Annotated in this window: 13 protein-coding genes; 3 read left to right on the top strand and 10 right to left on the bottom strand. The window is 32.2% G+C overall.

Annotated elements, in window-relative coordinates; genetic code table 11:
• Positions 1 to 79 precede the first annotated feature (79 nt).
• The 3 genes from M4I23_RS15425 to M4I23_RS15435 all read right to left on the bottom strand — a co-directional run bounded on the left by M4I23_RS15425 (position 80) and on the right by M4I23_RS15435 (position 6560).
• On the bottom strand, positions 80 to 4276 hold the full coding sequence (locus M4I23_RS15425) for a two-component regulator propeller domain-containing protein (RefSeq protein WP_249754999.1): 4197 nt from the start codon (positions 4274 to 4276) through the stop codon (positions 80 to 82).
• A gap of 278 nt (positions 4277 to 4554) precedes the next feature.
• Entirely contained in the window at positions 4555 to 5526 is a 972-nt protein-coding gene (locus tag M4I23_RS15430) for a type I phosphomannose isomerase catalytic subunit (protein ID WP_249755000.1), read from the bottom strand.
• Positions 5527 to 5543: 17 nt separating this feature from the next.
• Positions 5544 to 6560: a LacI family DNA-binding transcriptional regulator gene (locus M4I23_RS15435; RefSeq protein WP_249755001.1), complete on the bottom strand. Its 1017-nt coding sequence runs from the start codon at positions 6558 to 6560 to the stop codon at positions 5544 to 5546.
• 128 nt (positions 6561 to 6688) lie between these two features.
• On the opposite strand from M4I23_RS15435, the gene kduI reads away from it, so the two are divergent.
• From kduI to M4I23_RS15450, 3 genes are read left to right on the top strand one after another with little or no spacing between them, the layout of a single operon-like run.
• Positions 6689 to 7531, top strand: coding sequence for a 5-dehydro-4-deoxy-D-glucuronate isomerase (kduI, locus tag M4I23_RS15440; protein ID WP_158847991.1), 843 nt, complete (start codon positions 6689 to 6691; stop codon positions 7529 to 7531).
• A 22-nt stretch (positions 7532 to 7553) separates the two neighbouring features.
• Positions 7554 to 8345, top strand: a complete 792-nt coding sequence (locus tag M4I23_RS15445; RefSeq protein WP_249755002.1) for a gluconate 5-dehydrogenase — start codon at positions 7554 to 7556, stop codon at positions 8343 to 8345.
• 15 nt (positions 8346 to 8360) lie between these two features.
• A complete protein-coding gene (locus M4I23_RS15450; RefSeq protein WP_249755003.1) occupies positions 8361 to 9533 on the top strand; it encodes a DUF4861 family protein in 1173 nt (390 codons plus the stop codon).
• Positions 9534 to 9638: 105 nt separating this feature from the next.
• Here the strand turns inward: M4I23_RS15450 and M4I23_RS15455 are convergent, their stop codons facing one another.
• The 7 genes from M4I23_RS15455 to M4I23_RS15485 form a co-directional block, all read right to left on the bottom strand.
• The gene (locus M4I23_RS15455; RefSeq protein ID WP_249755004.1) at positions 9639 to 11216 is read right to left on the bottom strand and encodes a solute:sodium symporter family transporter; all 1578 of its coding nucleotides are present in this window, start codon (positions 11214 to 11216) and stop codon (positions 9639 to 9641) included.
• Positions 11217 to 11350: 134 nt separating this feature from the next.
• Positions 11351 to 12229, bottom strand: coding sequence for an inositol oxygenase (locus M4I23_RS15460; protein WP_249755005.1), 879 nt, complete (start codon positions 12227 to 12229; stop codon positions 11351 to 11353).
• Between the two features lie 105 nt (positions 12230 to 12334).
• Entirely contained in the window at positions 12335 to 16369 is a 4035-nt protein-coding gene (locus M4I23_RS15465) for a hybrid sensor histidine kinase/response regulator transcription factor (protein ID WP_249755006.1), read from the bottom strand.
• Positions 16370 to 16388: 19 nt separating this feature from the next.
• Positions 16389 to 18230, bottom strand: a complete 1842-nt coding sequence (locus M4I23_RS15470) for a metallophosphoesterase (protein ID WP_249755007.1) — start codon at positions 18228 to 18230, stop codon at positions 16389 to 16391.
• Positions 18231 to 18238: 8 nt separating this feature from the next.
• The gene (locus M4I23_RS15475; protein WP_249755008.1) at positions 18239 to 21211 is read right to left on the bottom strand and encodes a glycosyl hydrolase 115 family protein; all 2973 of its coding nucleotides are present in this window, start codon (positions 21209 to 21211) and stop codon (positions 18239 to 18241) included.
• 4 nt (positions 21212 to 21215) lie between these two features.
• Positions 21216 to 23066: a Ca2+-dependent phosphoinositide-specific phospholipase C gene (locus tag M4I23_RS15480; protein WP_249755009.1), complete on the bottom strand. Its 1851-nt coding sequence runs from the start codon at positions 23064 to 23066 to the stop codon at positions 21216 to 21218.
• A gap of 52 nt (positions 23067 to 23118) precedes the next feature.
• On the bottom strand, positions 23119 to 24531 hold the full coding sequence (locus M4I23_RS15485; RefSeq protein ID WP_249755010.1) for an alpha-L-fucosidase: 1413 nt from the start codon (positions 24529 to 24531) through the stop codon (positions 23119 to 23121).
• Between the last annotated feature and the right edge of the window lie 30 nt (positions 24532 to 24561).

Below are 24561 nucleotides of genomic sequence, written 5' to 3' on the forward strand. Positions count from 1 at the left end.
CTTTTAAAAATCTAAGATTAAATTTTAATCTTAGATTTTCTAAATACGTATCGTTTTTAAATTTATTTCCAGGAAGAAATTACTCGGTTTCATTTTCTTTTTGTTCGATAAACTGACTTGGAGTAACATCAAACAATTCTTTAAACGTTTTACTAAAATATGCTGTAGAATTAAAACCCGACATATGCGAGATTTCTTTTATAGAATGATTATTTTTTATTAATAATTCTGCAGCATAACGCAAACGAATGGTTCTAATAAAATTACTCGGGTTACTACCTGTTAAACTATTTATCTTCTTATAGAATTGAGATCGACCAATACCCATTTCGTTCAGTAAATCACCTTGTTTAAAGTCTATATCGCTAATATTGGCTATAATTACCTTTGTGGCCTTATCAAGAAATGCTTCATCTAAATTATTAGAAGTTACCTCACTAGACGGGAAAACACCACCAATTTCAGAAAAACGCTGACGCAATCTCTTCTTCGCTTCTAATAAATTATTAATTCTAGCTTTTAGCACATTGGTAACAAAGGGTTTCGAAATATAACCATCGGCACCATGCTCATAACCTTCAATTCTATCTTCCACCAATGTTTTTGCCGTTAATAGAATTACCGGAATGTGGCAAGTTTCTAAATCTGTCTTTATAGAATTACACATTTCAAAACCATCCATTTTAGGCATCATAACATCACTTATTACCAAATCTGGTAGATATTTATGTACTTTCTTTAAACCATCAACACCATTTACTGCCTCCTTAATATTATAATTTTCTCTTAAATCACTACTTAAATGCACACGTAACTCCTTATTATCTTCAACTATAAGAAGCAATGGTTTGTTAGAATCATCACGATCCTCATCATCTCCAGAATCTTCGTTTACATTTGGTAAATTATCGTTAGAGATTAACATATCATACTCGACGGCTTTCATTGAATTAATTAAAAACTCATTTTTAACATTCTCAACGTCGTCCGGCTTACCATCAATATTTAAAGGTATTTTCACTATAAATTTAGTTCCCTTTTTATGTTTACTCTCTACATCTATTTCACCGCCATGCAACTCGACCAAACCTTTAGTAAAATTAAGGCCAATACCTGTTCCTGCTTTTGAAGCATCTAAATTATAAAATCGTGAAAAAATACGCCGCATTTGTTCTTTATCTAGTCCTACACCAGTATCTTCCACAATAACCTCAACATATTCTGTAGATTTTGCTTTTCCTAAAAGCAAATAATTCGAGTTACTTTTACTTGTATTAATCTTATTAATTGTTATCGTAATATCACCACCGCTATTAGTGAATTTTATAGCATTTGAAATTAAATTTGTAATTATTTTTTCCACTTTATCAAAATCAAAAAGAGAAACGATCTTATCGGAAGTGGCATTAAATTTATAATGAATCTCTTTTTTAAAGGCTAAATCTTTAAAAAGCGAAAAAATATCTTCACTAAACTTAACAATATCTCCTTTTTCTAATTGAAGTGGAGCCATACCAACATCCATTTTACGATAATCTAATAGCTGATTTACTAGATGTAATAATCGACGCGCACTTCGTTGAATAGACAATGCAGATGTTTTTACAACTTCAGGGTTATCGTTGAAATTGGATAATATTTTATCTACCGGATTTAAAATAAGCGTTAATGGTGTTCTAAACTCATGAGACACATTCACAAAAAACTGCAACTTCATTTGGTCTAGTTCGTGCTCTTGCTCTTCTTGTACTTTAAGCTCATAATAATACATTAAAAACCTAATAATTAAAGCACCCATGATAATATAAATAAGATAAGCCCACCAACTACGCCAAATAGGCGGCAATATTTTTATGTTTAAAAAAGTTACTTTAGCAGTATCCCATTGCCCGTTTATTGTTGCCTTTACTTCAAACTTATAGGTTCCAGATTCTAAATTAGAGAGATTTACCACACGGTTAGACCCCAATTTAATAAAGTCACTATCCAAACCTTGCATTCTGTAGGCATATTTAACCTGCTCAGGATTATCAAAATAAGGAGCTACAAACTCTAAGGAAACGTAATTCTCTTTGTATTTTAAAATTAGGTCTTTGGTTTCTGATATCCCTTTATTTAAAAGCACTCTACCATTAATTGAATCGCCAGCAAAAACAGTTTTATTATTTAGTTTTAATTTACTTATTTGTGGCTTAAGATCCACAGAAGCTGGAATGGCGATATCATTTGGATTAAAAATATTAAACCCATTTAGCCCTCCTACAATAATGCGACCATCTGTAGTTTTTTCTATAGATTGGGTTTGAAATTCTGACCCTTGTAAACCATCATGCGTGTTGTAATTTATAATTTGATCTGTTTCTGGATTTAATAAGGACAACCCGCCTTTTGTTGTAATCCAAATATTAAAATTATCATCTTCTTTTAAACCAACAACCAAATTATTTGGCAATCCATTTTGCGAAGAATAGGATTTAATTAAATTTAAATTTTCATCTAACTTATATACCCCATTATCTGCACCTATCCATATATTACCGTAGTGATCTTCTGTAATATTATTTACACCAACTTCTATTAAGCCATGTACTTTAACATCAATAAAATTAATATTACTCGGAATGAAATCTTCAAATTCATTCAAATCCACCATATTTAAACCAAGAGCTGTACCAACAAATAAGCGTTCTTTAGAGTCAATAAATGTACTTATAATCGAGTTACTAACTAAACTATTCCCGCTACCATAAGTACTTTTATAATTCTTAAAATACTTAGTTTTTGGATTATAAAGACTAACACCTTCATCTCTTAAGCCAAACCAAATTCTATTTTTAGAATCTTCTACACCACTCCAAACGGAACTTTGCCCAATAGACAACGTATCATTAGCATCGTGCAAAAACGCTTCACTTTTCTCTGTCTCTGGATTAAACTTATTTACACCGCCATCAATGGTACAAACCCAAATAGCGCCTTGATGATCTTCAAAAGTGTATAGAATTTTATTAGAACTTATAGTTTTAGAATCATCCAAACGACTACTATAATGCTTAAAAGTATCTTCTTTTTCATTAAATAAACTTAAGCCTCCATTATAGGCGCTTATCCAAATTCTTCCTTTTGAATCTTGTAAAACAGATTGAATACTCTTTTGGCTTACCCCATCGGCTTTATTCGCCTTATAATAATAATGTCTAAAGGAATAACTAGATGGATCTAATTTACTAACACCAACATCATAGCTTCCAATCCAGAAAACACCTTTCCGGTCTTCAAAAATTTTACTTGGTTTATTATTTGGTAAAGAAAAAGGATCGGAAAAATCATTTACAATATGTTGCTGTAATTCTACATCTCCATCTTGTTTCTTAAATAGATACAAACCAAAAACATCTGTAGATACCCAAAACAATCCATTTCTATCTTGATAAATATCGTAGATAGGAACCTTTTTATCTACTAATGAGACGTGTTTAAAGGTGTTTTCTTTAGTATTCCATAAGATTAGATTAGACAAATCGTTACCAATCCAAAAATCACCATCTGCATCAATAAATACTTTTTTAGTAATATGGTTTAGTGCGTATGCTTCATTTTCACCAATTAAAACACGATCAAAATTATCGTTTTTTCTATTATACTTATTTAAATGTTCTCCATTTGTTCCCGCCCAAATATTATTATCTTTATCTTTTAAAACAACATTAACTCTATTATTATCAATAGTTTTTAAATTGGTTTGATCGTTTATGTAATGGGAAAATTTAAAATTATCTTCATTGGTATTAACATCATATAGCTGAATTTTTATAATACCAATATTTGTTGCAACCCAAAGTGTATTATTTATACTATCATAAAGCAAATCGTTAATTACTTTTTGAGAACTCTTTGACAACGACAGTTGTTTATACAAATTTATCCTAATAAACTCATTGGTATGTTTATTAAATAAATTAAGCCCATTGTTTGTCCCAACCCAAAGATTACCTTCATTATCCTCTTCAATTGCATTTACTCTGTTATTACTAATAGAAGTTGGATCGTTTAAAATAGATCTAAATACCTCAAAATCATACCCGTTATATTTATTAAGTCCATCAATAGTACCAAACCATAAAAACCCTTCTTTATCCTGAAATATTTCGGTACAAGTACTACTTGAAAGCCCACTAAATGTATCTAAATTCTCAAACTTTATATTATTTTTCTGCCCAACAATAATATTTGTTAGTAAACAGAATAAAGCAATAAAATAATTTTTAAAATTCATTTTTATTTGAAATTTCAACAACTAAATGTTATTAATTTACTGAACACGATACTTTCGTTAATTTGTATTTAAGTTTAAATAAAGTATAAAGGTAATTTAACTGGAAACCATGCAGGCTCGCTAAAGCTAAAAGACACCTTATAATGCGAATACAAAACGAAAACCAGTTTAAACTAATATGATAACGGCGTTTTTGGATATTAGCAAAAAGCAAAGTTTTTTACTAATATAAAAAACTCTGCTTTACTAATATTATTTTTAACTAATGTCTCGATTTGTTAAAGATAAATCTCTAATAAATCGGCTTGAGAAGCTTTAATTTTTACGGTATCAATACTGGCTGGCAACAATATGGTTTCACCTGTATTTAAAGTATAGGTATCATCAGCATGACTAATTTCTAAACTTCCGCTAACGCACATATAAATCACGAAAGAATCCAAATTAGAATAATCCTTTTCCAATTCATTTTCAACCTTAATAAAATTCGTTTTAAAATATGGAGAATGCACTAACTTGTTCGCCGTGTTCGCTTTAGTTTCATAACTCGTTTTAAACTCGCTATGGTAAGTAAAATCTATTGCATCTAAAGCTTGATCGTTATGTAATTCTCGTTCTTTACCTGTAGTAGCATCGACTCTATTATAATCATAAATACGATAAGTAACATCAGAAGTTTGTTGAATTTCTGCCAACAACACCCCAGAGCCAATAGCATGAATTCTTCCTGTAGGAATGTAAAACGTATCGCCTTTGGCAACAGTTTCATGATGCATAACATTTAAAATAGTATCATCTTCTAAATGTTTTTGATATTCCGTTTTATTAATTTCCTTTTCGAAACCTACAATTAATTCAGCATCTTTATCAGCCTGCATAACATACCACATTTCGTTTTTTCCGAAGGAATTATGACGTTTTTTCGCCAACTCATTACTTGGGTGTACTTGTATAGATAATGGTGTTTTAGCATCAATAAACTTGATAAGCAAAGGAAAATCTTCTCCAAAAGCTTTGTAAACAGCTTCTCCAACAAAATCACCTTTAAAGGTTTTAATAAGTTCTTTTAGCGTTTGGCCTTTAAGCTCTCCATTTAAAACCTGGGTTTCGTCGCCTTTTACATCCGAAATTTCCCAAGATTCACCAATACTACTTTCGCTGTAATTTTTGTTAAGTTGTGTTTTTAATTTTTCACCGCCCCATAATCTATATTTATAAAGTGGTTCGAATTTTAAAGGGTAAAGTTTCATTTTTCTTAGTATTAAATTTATTTTTTAGATGAATTCCGCTCAATTAAGTGCGTATCAATTAATATGGTTTTTGCTTCTTGATTAACTTCTTTTTTAGCAATATGCTCGAAAATTAATTCTGTCGCTATTTTTCCTATTTCAAATCCCGATTGATCGATGGTTGTTAGCGAAGGCTCGATAACACTAGAAATCGGTTCGTTACTAAAACCAACAAAAGCAATATCTTCGGGTATTTTTATTTGTTGCTCTTTTGTATATTTCATAGCACCAATTGCTGATAAATCGTTAGCAGAAAACACCGCATCAATGGTTATATTTTTCGCTAATAATTTCTGCATACTAATATAACCATCTTGTTCCATAAGTCGAGAACTAATAACGTATTCCTTATTAAAAACTAAATTATTTTGTTTTAGTGCGGCTTTATAGCCTTCAAATCTATTTTTATATATCTCTAATTCTTGTGGTCCCGATAAATGCACAATATGTTTACAACCCTTTGATATTAAATGCTGAGTGGCATCAAAGCCTCCTTTAAAATCATCAATTAACACATTAACAAAGCCTGGAATATCGCAATGTCTATCGAAAAATATAAGCGGAATATTACTGTTTTTCAATACTTCTAAATGGTCGTAATTCATGGTTTCCATAGACACCGAAATTAATAAACCATCTACTCTATTTGCAACTAATCCTTCAACTATTTTTTTTTCGCGTTCTAATTGTTCTAGAGACTGACAAATAATAACATTATAACCAGCCAAATACGCCATTTCTTCTATACCTTGAATTGCCGATGAAAAAAAGTGTCGCGATATTCTTGGCACCACAACACCTATGGTATTAGTAATGTTTTTACGCAAGTTAGAGGCCAACATATTACGCTGATAACCTAGCTCTTCAGCCTTTGCTAATATTTTATCTTTTGTAGATTGAGTTACACGCGGACTATCATTTAAGGCTCTTGATACGGTAGAACTATCAATTTCTAACGCCTTAGCAATATCGTGTATGGTAGGTTTATTATTCAATAGCAAATTGAAAAATTTTAGTTTAGTGTTGACAAATATAACAAAATCCAATCGATTGTATTTGGATTTTATTTATTATATTTACATCTTCTAAAGAAATGTAAAACCTTATATAAAAACTAAATATTATGAAAACCAATTATGAAGTGCGTTATGCTGCGTCACCACAAGATGTTAAATCATACGACACGACAAGACTAAGAGATGAGTTTTTAATTGACAACTTAATGTCTCCAGATCAAGTGAATTTGGTGTATTCTCATTATGATAGATTTATTTCAGGAAGTGCTGTTCCTGTAAAAGAAGAATTAAAATTAGAAGCAATAGACCCATTAAAGGCCGATTATTTTCTTGAACGCCGCGAATTAGGAATTATCAACATTGGTGGTTCTGGTATTGTTACTGTCGATGGCCATGTTTACCATTTAGATAACCGTGAAGCTTTATATGTTGGTCGTGGAAACAAAGAAGTAACTTTTGCAAGCAATTCTGCTAGCGAACCTTCTATGTTTTACTTAAACTCTACACCCGCTCACAAAGAATTTCCTAATAAAAAAATTGGAATTAACGATGTTGAAGTTGTTCAGTTAGGAGCTCCAGAAACAGCAAATGCTAGAACACTTAGAAAATATATTGTAAATAGCGTTGTAGATGTTTGCCAATTACAAATGGGGATGACAGAGTTAAAAACAGGATCTGTTTGGAACACCATGCCAGCTCACGTACACGATAGACGTATGGAAGTTTATTTCTATTTCGATGTACCAGAAGATCAATCTGTATGTCACTTTATGGGACAACCACAAGAAACTCGCCACATTTGGATGCAAAATAATCAAGCAGTGATTTCTCCAGCTTGGTCTGTACATTCAGGTTCAGGAACCAGCAGCTACACATTTATTTGGGGTATGGCAGGTGAGAATTTAGATTATGGTGATATGGATCATTGTAAAATTAACGAATTAAAATAATAAACTAAATACCAAAAAAATTATGTCGATTAACTTATTTGACCTTACAGGAAAAGTTGCTTTAATAACAGGTGCAGTTCACGGATTGGGAATGGCAATGGCAAAAGGACTTGGTGGCGCAGGAGCTACTATAGTTGTAAACAACAATTCTCAAGATAAATTAGATGAAGCTGTAAAAGAATACAAAGCTTGTGGTTTTAAAGCCTTTGGTTATGTGTTTGATGTTACAGATGAAAAAGCTGTAATTGAAGCGGTTGCTAAAATTGAAGCAGAAGTAGGACCTATTGATATTCTTGTAAATAATGCAGGAATTATTAAAAGAACACCTATTGTTGATATGGAAGTTGCTGATTTTGAATTAGTACTTAAAGTAGACCTTGTAGGACCTTTTATTGTTTCTAAACAAATAGCAAAAGGTATGATTGAAAGAGGTGGTGGAAAAATCATCAACATCTGTTCAATGATGAGTGAATTAGGTAGAACTTCTGTTAGTGCTTATGCAGCTGCAAAAGGTGGCTTAAAAATGCTTACAAGAAGTATGGCTACAGAGTGGGCTAGATTTAACATCCAAACCAATGGTATTGGACCAGGTTATTTTGCAACAAAACAAACAGCTCCTATTAGGTTAGATGGCCATCCATTTAACGATTTTATTATTAATAGAACTCCTGCTGCTCGTTGGGGAGATCCAGAAGATTTACAAGGTACTGCTATCTTTTTAAGTTCTAAAGCTAGTGATTTTGTAAATGGACACGTAGTGTATGTTGATGGTGGTATTCTTGCTACTATTGGAAAACCTTCAAACGAAGATTAATTTAAATTCAATATTATGAATATAAATAAAATATTAGTCGGCATTTTTTGCGCTACTATACTTTCTTCTTGTAATCAAAAAGAAAACACAAAATCTATTGTTGTTAAAAACACTTTAGATTTTGAAAAAACTTTTGAAACAGTTGAATTAACCGCAGCATTTTTAAATGTAACCGACTTAAACACGGTTGGTATTCGTGATGCTGAAAATGGGCAGTTACAAGTAACACAAACCGTCGATAATGATGGAGATGGTACTATGGACGAAATTTTATTTCAACCTAAAATTGCTGCAAATTCTGAAAAAACGTTTGAAATTGTATCCGTTACAGAAGCTGAAAAACCAAAAGCTGAAGAACTTTGCTATTCTCGATTTGTACCAGAACGTACAGACGATTATACTTGGGAAAACAATAAAGTAGCTTTTCGAGTTTACGGACCTGTTGCCCAAAAAATGATTGAAGATAGCATACCTGGAGGCACACTTTCTAGTGGTGTTGATGCTTGGTTGAAAAAAGTAGAATATCCAATTATTAATAAATGGTACAAAAAGAATTCTATTAAACCAGGTGCTTATCATGAAGCTTCTCCGGAAGGTCGTGATAATTTTCACGTTGGTGTTAGCCGTGGTGTTGGTGGTATTGCCGTAAAAGCAGACACCACTTATTACTTCTCTAAAAACTATACCAAATGGCGAACCATTACAACAGGACCGCTTAGAACTAGTTTTTATTTAGAATATGCTAATTGGGATGCAAATGGTAAAACGATTAAAGAATCGAAAGTTATTAGTCTTGATTTAGGAAGTAATTTCTCGAAATTCACAACACACCTTGAAGGATCGGATACTATTTCTGCTGGTTTAACTTTACATGAAAAAGATGGCGAAGTTTCTGGCAGTAATGATAATGGTTGGGTAAGCTACTGGCAACCACATTTCGAAACAGAATTAGGAACAGCAATTATTGCTCCTAAAGGAACCTTTTTAGGTTTTGAAACTTATGATACCAACCAAACAGACTTAAGTAATGCTTACGCCGATTTAAAAGTTGTAAACAATGACGTTGTTTATTATTCTGGTTTTGCTTGGAGTGATAGCGGACAATTTAAAGATCGTCAAGAATGGGAAGCATATTTAGATATGTTTTCTAAACAAATTAATACACCTTTAGAAGTTACTTTGAAGTAATAATTAATCTTCAAAACTTTTAAAAATTATATAAAGTGATTGTTCTTTTCTTCTAAATGAAGATTGAAACAATCACTTTTTTTTATGCTTCAAAATTATTTCAATCTAATTTATTCCTAATAAAATATAAATTGAAACTGTAACTACACACAGAAAAATAGACATTGGTTTCGTGTATCTCCATGTTTTCATTTCAACAAAAACAATATTATCTTGCTTCATTTCTGATGTCACCGGATAAAAATAAGAAACGGCAAACATCACTATTATATTAAGAAGAAATTCAATACCCCAAATATGCACAAAATGAATATCAACTTTTAAAATAAAGGTAGTTAGAATATAAAATGCTAATCCTACAAATAAAGCAACCTTTGCGCCCATCGCTGATACTTTTTTTAAGAAAAACCCCGCTAACATAATGGATGCTATTGGTATAAAGAAAATCCCGTTTAACTGTTGCAATAATTGATATAATCCATCGGGAGCATTGGCTACCATAGGAGCAACTAAAATGGCAAAAATCGCCAGTATTAAAGACGTTAATCGGCCTACTTTTACTAATTTTTTATCACTGCAATTCTTTCCTAAGTGCCTTTTGAAAACATCAATACTAAAAATAGTTGCTGCACTATTAAGTACACTATTAAAGGTGCTTAAAACAGCCCCCATAACAATAGCTGCAAAAATACCAACAAGGCCAACAGGCAACACTTTTTTAATTAATTCAGGGTAAATCATATCTTGACCTTCAAACATAGAATCTCCAAAATAGTAAAAGCCAATAACACCAGGTAAAATGATAATAATAGGGACTAAAATTTTTAAAACACCGGTATACAATAATCCTTTTTGAGCTTCAATTAAATTTTTTGCTCCTAAAGCCCGTTGAATTATAGTTTGGTTCATACTCCAAAAATAAAGCTGATTAATTATTAAACCTGTAAAAAGCACTTCAAAAGGTAACACTGAATCTTTAGCTCCAATAACATTAAATTTTTCCGGACTATGATTATAAACCTTAGTTAAACCTGCCAACGGATTACCATCACCTATACTTACCAAAGCTATTAATGGAATCGCTAAACCACCAATTAAAAGTCCGTAACCATTTATAGTATCTGAAATAGCAACGGCCTTTAAACCCCCAAAAATGGCATATACAGATCCTAAAACACCAATACCAACTACTGTTATCCAAAGCCCTTCTTTTTTGGTGACTTCCAAAACTTCCGAAACATTAAAAATACTTTCTAAATTTATGGCACCTGTGTATAAAACAATAGGTAAAAGTGTTACTATAAACGAAATCATTAAAAACAAAGCCACTAAAGTCCGTGTGGTGCTATCAAAACGTTTTTCCAAATATTCGGGAATAGTTGTTAAACCCATTTTTAAATATTTAGGAACAAAATAAATAGCTGCAACTACTAAGGCTAATGCAGACGTAACTTCCCAAGCTATAATAATAAATCCGTTTTTGTAAGACGAGCCATTCATACCAATAAGGTGTTCGGTAGAAATATTAGTAAGTAACATGGAGCCGGCAATAACAACACCTGTTAAACTTCTTCCACCAAGGAAATAGCCATCTTTAGAATTTAGTTTTTCTTTACGAAGTTTATACCAAGAATAAAAAGCTACAAAGACCGTAAAGCCAATAAAAGTTAGCGTAGTGTACATAAATTTAGTTTAGTTAGTTAGATGCAAGAAAATCTGCATATTCAATTAAGCCTGTTGAAACAATAAACTAAAAAAGTTTAATTATTCCACAAGCTTAAAAAAATACAGGAGGTGAGAGTTTATTTTTATTGAAATTAAAACTTCAATTTCTCGGGTAAATATTTCGCTACCAATTCTTTATAATAAGGTAAAAGCTCCTCTGCATTTGGTGGAACTGGTGCTTTGGAATACAAATCGTAAGGATTAAATTTCTTAACCCATTCAAACATTTCAATATCTTTTGCATTCATTAAATGTGTGTAATCGTTTTCGCGATGTTGAGAATAGAACGAGTGATAACGAATCATATATAAGGCTGGATCTGGTAAATAATCCTTCATAATTTGATACAAATACTCATCGTGACCCCAACTCATTTTCACGTTATCTAAACCGCAATTTGGTTTGTAAACACCATACTTTGTATTGAAACGTGAATCTGAATAATCCGGATTCGCTTTAAAAAATTCAGGATAAACAATTTTATCAGAATATGCACAACCAACAGGGAACGTATCTCCAACAACAGCCCACTGCGGCTCGCCAAATAAACATAAAATTTTCCCTAAATCGTGAATAAAACCGGTAAGTATAAACCAATCTGGGTGGCCATCTGCACGAATAGCTTCCGAAGTTTGTAATAAATGCTGTAATTGATCTAAATCAATATCAGGATCACTATCATCTACCAAAGTATTTAAAAAATCTACGGCACCCCAAATAGACATTTCTTTTCTATCGAATTTCAAAAACTCTGCTTCTTTTTCGCAAACAAAGTCATAAGTTTGAAATTCATGATTTATTTTATAAAACTCGCGAACGGTATCTAACCTATCAGAGTCTACATAATTCCTAAATTCCTCTTCTTCTTTTTTATTCTCTTGTGGATCAGGATATCTATCTAATAAATTATCTTCCCAATCGTCAATATCTTTCATTGGATTTTGGACACTCTTATTCTCAGATGGTTTCATTGGTTAAAGCAGATTAGTTTAATTTCTATTCGCAATTTAAAAGATAACACTACAAACAGAATGGACTAATACATCAAAAACATGGAGAAATTATAAAGACAAAATCTATTTAAGCAATTTACTTGGTGGGTAACCAAACTGTTTTTTAAAGCAACGACTAAAGTACAAAGGGTCGTTAAACCCAATTAAATCAGTAACTTCCGACACATTATACTTCTTCGTTTTTAAAAGCTGTACTGATCTTTTTAGTCGTACCGTTCTAATAAATTCGTTTGGAGCCAAATCGGTAAGTTCTTTAATTTTTCGGTATAATTTTGATGAACTCACTCCCAATTCTTCGCAAATATAACCTGTTGTTAAATCGGGTTTGCTAATATTTTCATCAATAAGTTTAGATATTTTCCCCATTAACACCTCATCTACAGGCGAATGTGTAATGAGGCCTATTTCACTTTCCGCATCATTAGAGAATTTCGATTTCAACTCTAATCGCGACTTGATAATATTAACAATTATAGATCGTAATAGAGACGGATCAAAAGGCTTTACCAAATACCCATCGGCACCAATATTATATCCTTTTACCTTGTCTTCATTTTCCGAAAGTGCGGTTAATAAAATTACTGGAATATGACTAATAAACTCATCGTTTTTAAGTTCCTCACAAAACTCAAGCCCACTTTTAATAGGCATCATAACATCTGCAACACATAAAATGGGTTTTATTTGTCGGCAAATCCTCAAGCCCTCTTCCCCGTTTTCAGCTTCGTAAACTTTGTAATAATTCGATAAATAATCAATTAAATATTTACGGAGTTCTATATTATCCTCAACGACTAATATCTTCTCTTTTATTTCAGTATTAGTTGTTATTTTCTTTACCTGTACTTGAGGTATTGGCGTTTCTTCATTTGTATTAGCAACAAATTCAAAAACTTCATTTTTACTATAAAACTCTCGTTTTATCGGTATTTCAACTGAAAAAACACTTCCTTTTTTAGGTGTACTTTCAACAGTTATTTGTCCTTTATGCAGATCGACCAAGGCCTTAACTAAGGACAAACCAATACCAGAACCTGTATTATTTTCTTTACTATTTGTGGCTTGATAAAATCGCTTAAAAATCTTTTCTTGACTCTTTACGGGAATACCTATTCCATCATCACTTACTTCCAAAACTACAACCTCTTCTTTCTCGTCCTTAAAACGTACATATAAATCAACATGTCCGTATTTATTGGTAAACTTAATAGCATTAGACAATAGATTATAAAGAATTTTATCCAATTTATCATGATCAATCCAACCAAAAAGAGAATCGTTTTCGGTGTTAAAATTCATTTGAATTTCTTTATTATAGGCAAACTCTTTAAACGAATCGAAGGTGTTATGTGTGTATTGTAATATATCAGTTCGTGATACTTTTAGTTTTAATTCTCCCGTTTGCGCCTTTCTAAAATCTAAAACTTGATTAACCAAATTTAATAGTCGGCTCGCGTTTTGATGAATCAAATTATAACGACTTTTTTGGTACTCGCTACTATAAGTTTTACTCTCTTCTATTAATTGCTTTACAGGTCCTAAAATGAGTGTTAAAGGCGTTCTTAACTCGTGAGATATATTGGTGAAAAATCGTAATTTCTCATTGTTTAATTTAATATCCCGCTCACGGTTTACTTTTTCTGTTACTAACTCTTGTTTTAACCTCAATCTATTTTTCACTTCACGCCTCACAAAATGTAATATTACCCCAATTAGTAATATCAATAAAATAAGCGCCTGATAAGTAAACCAAAACGGACGTTCAATTTTTATTTTATATGAAACAACATTACTCCAATGCCCATCACTATTACACGATTTTATTTTGAAAACATAATTACCAGGAAATAAATTGGTGTATTGAACCGTTCGAGAATTACTACTAGTAGCAATCCATTTTTGATCGAAACCTTCTAACTGATATTCAAATTTATTAAGCTTTTCATTAGCATAAGATGGCGTAGAAAACTGTAACGAAAAATTCCTATTTTTATAATTTAGCGCAATACTTTTTGTTTGATTAAAATCTTTTGCAAGCGGTATTTCTCCATTTATTTCTTTGGTTGGAAATAATATCTCATTTTGAATTTTCACTTCGGTTATTACAGGTTGGGGTGATAGTTTATTTTCTTTAATAGTATAAGGCGAAAAGTAGATAACACCCTTTTTTCCTCCCAAATAAATATTAGAATCTCCGAACTTATAAAAACCACGAGAGCTAAAATAATCTAATCTATTCCCACTGTTTACATGGTAAATATTATAATCTAAACTATTAGTTTTTAGCCTTGCAACACTGTTATTATTTACGTTTAGCCATAAATCACCTTCTTTATCTATCAATAAATCTGTTATCCATTTCCCTGCAAGTTCTTTAGGGTTTTTTAAAGGTAAAAAGTTGTTTTCAACTTCATCAAAAAAGCATAAACCATTACGCGTTGCTGCCCAAAGTTTACCGGAGTTATCAAAAACGATATCACTAACGTTATTGTGCAATAACCCTCTAACCTTACTTAAAGATGAAGTGTAAACCATTTGATCTCCATTTACCAAGTTGTGTTTTACAACACCCGTTTCGGTAGCAAACCAGAGATTATTATCGGTATCTTTTATAATTTCATTAATCTCATACCCTTTTAATAACTGTATCTTCTTTGTTTTTTCTGAAACATCTTCTGTATCCAAAATCACAGCACCTTCGCCAAAGGAACCTATTACGAGCTTACCATTCCCTAAATTCTCGAAAGCTATAACAGGAGATTCTTCAAAACCAATACCAATTTCTTTTGATCTCCGATTTACATAATCGTAAATTAATATTTTACCGTCCCAAAGTCCACAATAAAACGTTTTACCATCTGTAGAACATATACTAGCAATATCTTTTTGGTTGATTTCTAAAGGAATAAAATTTTCTTTTTCAGAAATAAAAAGTCCATTGTGCCGTGTTGCCACAATAATTTTATCATCATAAGTTTTAGAAAACCCACGAATTCTAGGTGCTTGATTACCAATAAAATTAGAAATATCCTTATTAAGATTAAATTGATTTTCAAACGGATCATATTTATCCAAACCATCCTCGGTACCAATCCATAAAATCCCAGAAGTGTCAAAATATAAAGCCGATACAAGATTATCAATCAAGGAGGTTTGATCTGTTAAAACCGAAAAATAGCGCTTATACTCGCCTTTACTAATCGCTTCCAAAGAATCACAAACTAACAATCCGCCTAAAGTTCCTACCCAATATTTTCCATTAGGAGCTTGCGTAACTGTTAAAAAATAAGGGCCTAGAGCCTCTCTATCCGAGTTGTTTTCGATATAGAGATTCACAAACTTATTTTGGTTTTTATCTAATTTATAAAGTCCTTTACGAGTACCTACGAATATATCCTTTTTAGCATCCTCGTAAATAAAATTAACATAAGGATTTCTCTCAGTAGAATTTGGAATTTGAAGAACAAACGTTTCTATCTGCTGTATCTTCCCAACAGAATCTAATATTATTTTGGCTACCGATGCCGAACCATAACTTCCAATCCAAATATTACCTTTTGTATCTTCAAAAATTTCTTTAACATAATTAAAACCCTGAATTTCTACTTTTTCAAACCGTTTTTCTTCAGCAAAAAATAAAAAAATACCACTATCTTTAGTTCCAACCCAAACACGGCTAAATTTATCAATATAGATAGATCTAATTTCTTCATCTTGTAAACTGCTTAGATTCCCGTCTTCATTTAAAAAAGTGGTAAACTCCTGAGTTTCTATAGTAAATAGAGTAAGCCCTTTTCTTGTTCCAATCCAGATATCCCCCGTTTCTTTATCGATTTCTAAAGCTGTAATATCGTTATCGTTAATTTTACGATCACCTTCGGAAGTGTTTAAAAACGTTTGAAATTCATAACCATCAAATCGGTTTAACCCCGAAAAAGTTCCTAACCACAAAAAGCCATGTTTATCCTGTACAATATGCCGCACAGAATTGTGAGACAAGCCATCGTTATCGTTATAATGCTCGAATTTAAGGCTTTGTCCAAATGAGCACAAAGCAAAAAGTAACATGTAAAATAATATGATAAAGCGGTTTGCCATTAAAAATAGTAGTTTAAGTTTAGTTTAAAATGCGTTCGATACTATTTTGTTCTAGATTAATTTTAAAATGATTAGCTGGTTGCCCATTTTTGCTTTTTTCGAAAATATTAGCCCATAATTTGAACATGTCATTATCCGAGTTTTTTAACGCATGGCACACCAACTCATATTGTTTTAATCTACTTGCTCCAATATCTTCAAAGGCCAACTCATCTGCACTTCTTAGTTTATAAAAATCATTAATCATATCAAAACCTGTCCAGTTTTCGAATGATTCTAAAGTTACATTATTCTCCTCTAATACTTTTTTTAATAAAGTAGTTTCAATGGTATTCTTCAATAATAAATCTTTTCCTGACAAAGTCAATAAACTATCCGCAAAGTTTTCTGGCCAATCACTTGGTAAAAAACGAAGACGCACCAATTCTTTTAAATGAAACTTAGTAAATTCTTTATAGTTTTTAGTTAAAAGAATCTCTTTATCCCAGATTGAAGGTGCACCCGTTTCATTCAAATAAGCATACTCTTGTTTGTATAAAGGAAATAAACTATTGAAATTTTTAGCCGATTTAATAACCACAGTTTCTACTTCAAATTCCGATTTATTATGAATTGATAGTATTTTATAGCCTGGTGCATAAGCCGCTAAAGATGGTGTTTGAATATTAAAAAGTGTATTTCCTTTTTTACTTTTGTAAACGCCCGTATCATTAATATGCATGTGGCCTCCAAAATGAATTTTAATTCCTGCATCGGCAAATGTTTCGGCTACTTCACTTTTAGGAACGCGATGCAATTGCATTTTATTTTCTCCAAAAACGGCTTTCATTTCTTCCGAGGCATCGTCATTAAATTCAACCATGGGATAATGACTAAAGGCAATTAAAACCTTGCCTTTTTCTTGTGCTTCTTTAGCTACTTTTTTAACCCAACTTATTAAATGCTGTTTTTGTAAAAGCACATTATTATACCCAATACTAGCGCCCGAAAAATCGTTTGGATTATTAGAAGTACCAGCCAACTCTTTATTCGGCATATATACATTCGCATCAATAGCTAATAGCCACAAACCCTCAGTTGGCTCAACTAAATAACTAGCGTCTGGATGCTTATTAAAAGCATCAATAGCATAAACTCTTTTGGTTAACGCAGATGCTTCTAAAGCTTTTTCAAAACTATAATTAATGTAAGTATAGTTTGAAAAAGGTGTTTCCCAATACACATATTCCTTTTGAGGATAAAACCCAAAACTCGACATTTCATTTAAAATATCTTTATAACCCCATTTTTTAATTTCTGAAGTTATAATGGGTTTCAATTGCGTTTTATTAATTGATTTTAAGTTTTTATTGGAACTCACAATAATCTGTTCCTTTCCTCCTTCTCCTAAAAAATCAGTTTTTCCAGCATCTTGAGTAAATGGTTTTACAGGATCGTGATTACCTGTAGTTGCAAAAAACAACAAACCATGCTTTTTAGAATATTGATCTAGAATTTTACGCAAACCTTTAACATGTACAGGTTGTCCATCGTCGCTAAAATCGCCAGGTAATGCAACGTATTTTATGCCACGCGCTACAATATCATCTAAAGCTTCTAAGAAGGCGAAGTAGTTCTCATTAAAAATTCGGGTGGAATGTAATTGCGCTTCCATGGTTCGAATATTTACATATTCGCCAGTCTCAGGATGTTTTACACCTTGGTAATTGGCATCATCAAAATGCGCATGAATATCTTGAAAATGAGCGTCAGCAATAAACGCTATCTTAATAGGTTCAAAAATTTCAGTTGTTTTTTTTTCACATGAAAACAGTACTGTAAAAATTAATAGAATACTGCAACTGTTATAAAATTTATTCAAATCTGTTTCTATTTTTTAACTGTTTCTTTAGGGAATGCATAACTTTTTTTCCAACCTCCCAAATCAATCAATACTTGATCGAGCATAACACCTGCATCTACCATCCAAATTTTTAATGTATGTTTTCCTGCGGTATTTACAATTTGCTTAACCGATTTTACAGTAGCATTTTTAAGTACATTCTCTTTCCATGTTTCGCTGCGCCCAAACGTTTGAAAATCTACTATTACAGGCTCAGCATTATCTATAGAAACAGCATAATGCACTCCAATTCCGGCATGTGGTGCATGGGTTGGTACAGCTTGTAAATTCACACTTACTTCTCCAAAATTAAAAGTATAAAAATCGTATTCTAAAACGGCACTATTTGTTTTTATTTTTTCAATATCTGTAATCGACTTTGTGTTTCTAGGCAAAGCTGTTATCACTTTATTGGTATAACCAATACCTTCAAAAACTTGCCACTGTGCTTGTTTACCGTCTTTTTTTCTAGTGAAATTTTCAGCATTAATAGAGACATAACCTTTATCTTCAACAAAGCCGTTATAGTTTTTTAAAGATTCAAACTCTGGATTATAAACAGAAACACCTATGCTTGTTGTTTTTCCATTTGAAATAAAATCGATAGCACTATTCACTTTAAAACTTGGTGGAATTAATTGAAAATCATGACCCAAAGGTGCTTCTTTTTTATTTTCCCCTTTTGGTACTTTAGCCCAATCGATACTTACCCAAAGACGTTTTTCAGTTTCACCTATATAACCATTAATCATTCCTTTTTTTTCTGATAGTGTAATCCAGTCAGCCTTTGGTGTAGCTTCCCAATTAACTTCCCCCTCACCTTTTACAAATACATCAATAAAATATTTGCTATCTGTGTAGCTATTAAAAACAGGTAATACATTGGCATAACTATTAATAATTTCATCGTTAACTTCCATTTGATATCCTTCTAAAGCTAAGCCTAAACTTGCTTTTTCTTTTGTATCTACTTGAGACATGGCAGGTTTAGAGAAAACGGGTAAAAATCGAGGAGCCATCGTCATAATATGATTCCATTTACCTTGTTGAAGTTTTGTATTATAGTAATCTGTTTCTTTTTCTATACGATGAAAAGCCGCGTTAGATTGTTCTCTAAAGTAATTTGCACTCTGTCTGTCCTGTTGTGCTGTAAACTTATTTTTGAAGTTATATAACCATTTCTGATTAAGTTTTGAAGCTCCAATTATGGGATAATAAACTAATTGAAAAAAGGCATCTTTTCTATTCCCATCTATATTTTCATACAGTTTTTCTGTTGTATCAATAATATCTTGATAGTTCTTAATTCTTGCTGAAACCTCATCACCATAATGATATTGCGTTAGCTCCGTTTCGCCTGCTTTAGTAACGGGCTCCACTTGGCTCCACGCCATAAATTCCGGACGGCGTATATATGCCAATCTATTATTTTCGAATAACACATTTGTGATTTCGGTTGCAGAGTGGCTCCCAAATTCACGAGTTGCCCAATTGTTCATGTGTGATTTTACAGAACTGCTTTTTTCGAAATCATCCATATTCCAAGCCATATCTAAAAATAGCTCGATATTGTATTCGTGCGGCTTGATATCTCCACAATTTAAAATCCAAATATCACGCGATTGAAATTGATATGCCTTAGACATTTCTTCCCACATTAAAACAGGATTTGTAGAGTTTAACCAAAGATAATCGTGCGGACGCCCCCAATACGAGGTATGATAATAAACACCAGCTCCTCCCGGTCGTTTTTGCTCTTCAGGGTTACTTAATTGGCGAATATAACCGTAATTATCATCGGTCCACACTAGTGTTATATCTTCTGGTAATTTTAATCCGCTTTGGTAATAATTCAACACTTCTTTATAGGGCACAAAGGCCTGCGGAATAGTATTTGGATTCTTTTTTGTTTCCTTTTTTAGAATAGCACGCTGATCTGTAATAACACGCTCTAACAATTTCACTTGGGCATCGGTATCATCTTCTCCAACAATCATAGGAGAATCGTGTTCACCACGCATACCTGTGGTATAAATACCATCAAAATCTGCCGTTTCTTTAACCCGTTTTGTAAATAACTTTTTTATGGTTTCCGAATTAGTATCGTATCGGTATTCTCCCATGGTATCATGATTCCATTCCGTGTTTATGTTACTCAACATAGGCTCTGCGTGAGATGTTCCGATAACTATAGCATAATTATCTGCCACAATTTTATTTTTAGGAAATGAGTAAAATGGCTTGGTACTAGAATGCATGGCAGGCCAAATAGTATTAGCTCTTAACCGCAATAACAACTCGAATACCTTAGCATAGGTTTTCGGTCCCATATCTCCCGTTTCTGGCTCAAAATTTAAGGCCGCCCAACGTTGTAAACCCCAATCTTCATCATTTAAAAAAACACCTCTATATTTTACAGAAGGACGTTTCGATCTTTCATTTTGTATTGAAATAGTAATATTTTCTTTTTTCTCTGGAGTAACATCTGCCCACCATTCCCATGGAGAAACACCCATTTTTCTAGATAGTTCTAAAATACCGTAAGCAGTACCGCGACGATCACTTCCAACAATAATTAGTGCTTTTTTAATACCTTTTATTGGATTATCTACTAGCTGAATACTATAACGCTCCCAATCTCCTTTAATGTCTGAAACTTCAATTTTTCCGCTTGAAATTAATTGATCAATAATCTTGTTTTTACCAATAGTCCCAGCGATAATAACATTCGATTCTTTTGATGATTTTGAAATAATCTTTGGTTTTTTCCCTGAAATTTCAAAAACATCTTCAGCAAATATATTAGAAGCTATACTTACTACTTTAGAATCACTTTTATCGATTAATACGGAAACAACCTGATTGCCTTCAATAATTGAAAATTTAGAATTCCCAATAGTTTGAGCCGACAAAACCGACATATGAAAGCATAAAATAAGTAATCCTATATTTTTTAACATGCTATTATTCTTTAATACGTTCATAAGTTTCATCTTCAAAAATTACTTTAAAATCCGATTCAAATAAAGTCGATGGTACATAATAGTCTGTAGAAATCACTTGTGCTCCCGATGCTTTTGCTTTTAGAAACCTATCATAATTATTTGCTCTCGCTTCTTTAGTCCCTGCATCTGCACGGGTTCTCACCATATACCCTTTAGCAACCAATTCTTTTATATAATCGAAATCGGTAATTGGATTGTTTATTATCCTAAAGGCAGCTTCTGGGCTACCTTCTTTACTATTTACAAACATCACTCTCCCATCTAAATTGGGGTGACCTTTTATGTATTTGTTTATTTTATCTTCCTTTTCATCTAAAACAAATAAGAACTTTCCTTTTGTTAACCCTAACTCTGGCCAACCTTTTATTAAAATGGCTTTCTCCAAAGTTGCAAATTCACTACGAACATCATTAGGCGTAATTAATTGTTCTTTTGAAAACACACTCCTAATTTCTGAATCTATACTATCTAAAGCTTCTGAAGTAAATGGCAACGAATTTCTTGTTCCATCCACTCTTTGATCTTTTGCATTTATTAAAATAACTACTGGTGTGTGGTTTGAATTATTATTAGACCATTTTTTTAATACTCTTAATCCATCTTTAAACAATAATTGGTGGCTTCTAAAATCAATATCTTGAATATGAAACATTTTTAAACCAGGCTGTTTCAACTTCTCTTCTTTATCAAATGCCAACGTTTCTATACCTTTAGATTTCATTATAGCTAAACCTTTTGGATTAGAAAAATGACCTCCCATTGGATCATAAAAAACATCTAATTCTAAATTCCGTAAACCTAAACTTAACTGTTCTTCTAGTGAAACATGACCATATTGTAAACTTTTCATTCGCTCATTATCTTTAGTTGATAAAAAATCGAACAATGATTTTTCTATTTGAATTTTATAAGAATTATGACTTCCTATAACTTGTATATCATTAAATTTCTTGGCTGGTATTAATAAATTATCAAGCCATGTTTTAGCTAATTTTGGCCAAACTTCAGCGGCTTTATTTCCTTTTCGTAAACCATACCCATGTCCACCTTCACTATACATGTGTTGCTCTACAACAGTTTTGTTATTACGAATAGCCTGAGCCATCACCAAGCCACTATTTCCGTAGTGATCATCGGCAGTTCCAAAAATAAAGAATGGAGGAATATATTTATCAAACTCAAAATTAGGTTCAATGGTTTTGTTTTCACCTTTATCTAGATAAGCTGGATAAATTAACATGGTGAAATCTGGACGGCTAGAAAAAAGATCTATATCATCCTGTTTCTTGTAAAAATTGTTTTTATAATTGGTAGAAGCTAACGCTGATAAATGACCCCCAGCCGAAAAGCCTATAAGTCCAATTTTTTGCGAACTCAAGTCGAATTCAGAAGTCTTACTTCTTACTAATTTTATAGCTCGTTGCACATCTTGAGCTGCTCCTTCTTTATTTTTAGGAACACGATATTGTAACACAAATGCTGTATATCCAATAGAATTTAGCCATTCAGCTATTTCATAACCTTCCTTATCGATTGCTAAAATACCATAGCCACCACCTGGACAAACAATAATTCCAGCTTTTGATGTATTGGGAGTTTTTGGTTTATAAACAGTTAATATTGGGTTTGTAACTTCACTAATTCTTGTAACACCTCCCGATGTATTATCGGATAATTTAGCAGGTTGTTTTTTTTCAACTTGTCCAGGAACATCATTTGGCCATAAATCGATAATCTTTCTTCCTTGTCCTTCTGAAATGAAAGCTAATAACAAGAAAACAATGATGAGTTTTGTTTTAATACAATTCATTAATACATGCTGTTATTTATAAAAAACTCTAAAATTTATACTTTTAGAATAATTAAAATTCTATTTTAAAACCTGTAATAGGGATTTCATTTTCGGAATAATTTGGAATATTTAAGACTAAACCAGCATCGGTTTGATTCCATTTTACTTTTTCCGAAGTATCTAATCGTGTTACAGATTTAATTTGCCTTTCATTTTTGGTTGAAAGTGACTTTATGAGTACTTCATTTTCGGTCGCACTACAAACATAAGCATATACTGCACCCGCTTTAGAAGTAAAGCGAACCTCTGGAAAAACATCTTTTGATGTGGCGTCATTTGCATTATCTTTCATTAGGTTTTCTTCTTCAGAAAGATTAGCTTTTTTTATAGACTTCTGAATTTTAATAAGACGTTCCCCTTGTACTTTCCATGGTTTAGAACCGTAAACACCTTCGCTATTTTGTTTCATCCATTCCCCAATTTGTGCCAATCGCTCTTGCGCCAAATTAGTTATTTCGCCCTTTCCTGTTGGCCCATTATTCAGTAATAAATTACCTCCTTTACTTACTATTTCTAGTAACTGTCTTGTCATTAATTCCGAAGATTTATAAATCGTATCATACTCAATATATCCCCAGTTTTTCCCCATAGTAATGCAGGCTTCCCATGGTTCTACTTCTAAATTCTCACTTATTTTTTGTTCTTTAACTTCGTAATCGCCAAATCCATGTTTTATACGGCTATTAATGATACAGTCTGGTTGAATATTCAATATCAATTCTCTTAACTCTTTACTTTCATCTGGACTAATAAGCTCTGGTGTATCAAACCAAATCACATCAATTTTTCCATACTGCGTTAGTAATTCCTTTATTTGAGGCTTTACCTTTCTTTCAAAGTAACGACTAAACACTTTTATATCTTCATCAGGATAATCTACCAAATTACTTCTCCCGCCTTTATGTGGCCAATTTGTAGCAACATCTGGATCTTCCCAATCTCGACCTAAAGAATAATAAAACCCAAATTTCATATCGTGTTTATGGCAAGCATCTACAAGTTCTTTCATGGGATCTTTAGCATATGGTGTACGTTCTTTAATATTATAGTCATTGGATGGCGAATTGAACATTGCAAAACCATCGTGATGTTTAGAGGTGATAATAATGTATTTCATGCCGGCCGCTTTCGCAGTAAGCACCCATTTTTCAGCATTAAAATTAACAGGATTAAAGTCGTCGGCAATGGTGGCGTATTCCTTTAATGATATCTTTTCATGAATCATAAAATGCTCATTCCCTTTTGCTTTATGACCATCCCAATAACCAGCAGTTTGAGAGTATAAACCCCAATGCATAAACATACCAAATTTGGCATCTTTCCACCAATCCATTTTATCTGGTGTCTGGGCGACGCTAAAATTGAATGCTAAACAAATAACTACTAAACTGTAAAGCGTATTTTTTTTAATTAGATTTTTCATTTTTAATGGATATAAAACGCGTTTGTAAAA

The organism is Algibacter sp. L4_22 (assembly GCF_023473045.1).
In the GTDB taxonomy this organism is placed as follows: Bacteria; Bacteroidota; Bacteroidia; order Flavobacteriales; family Flavobacteriaceae; genus Algibacter.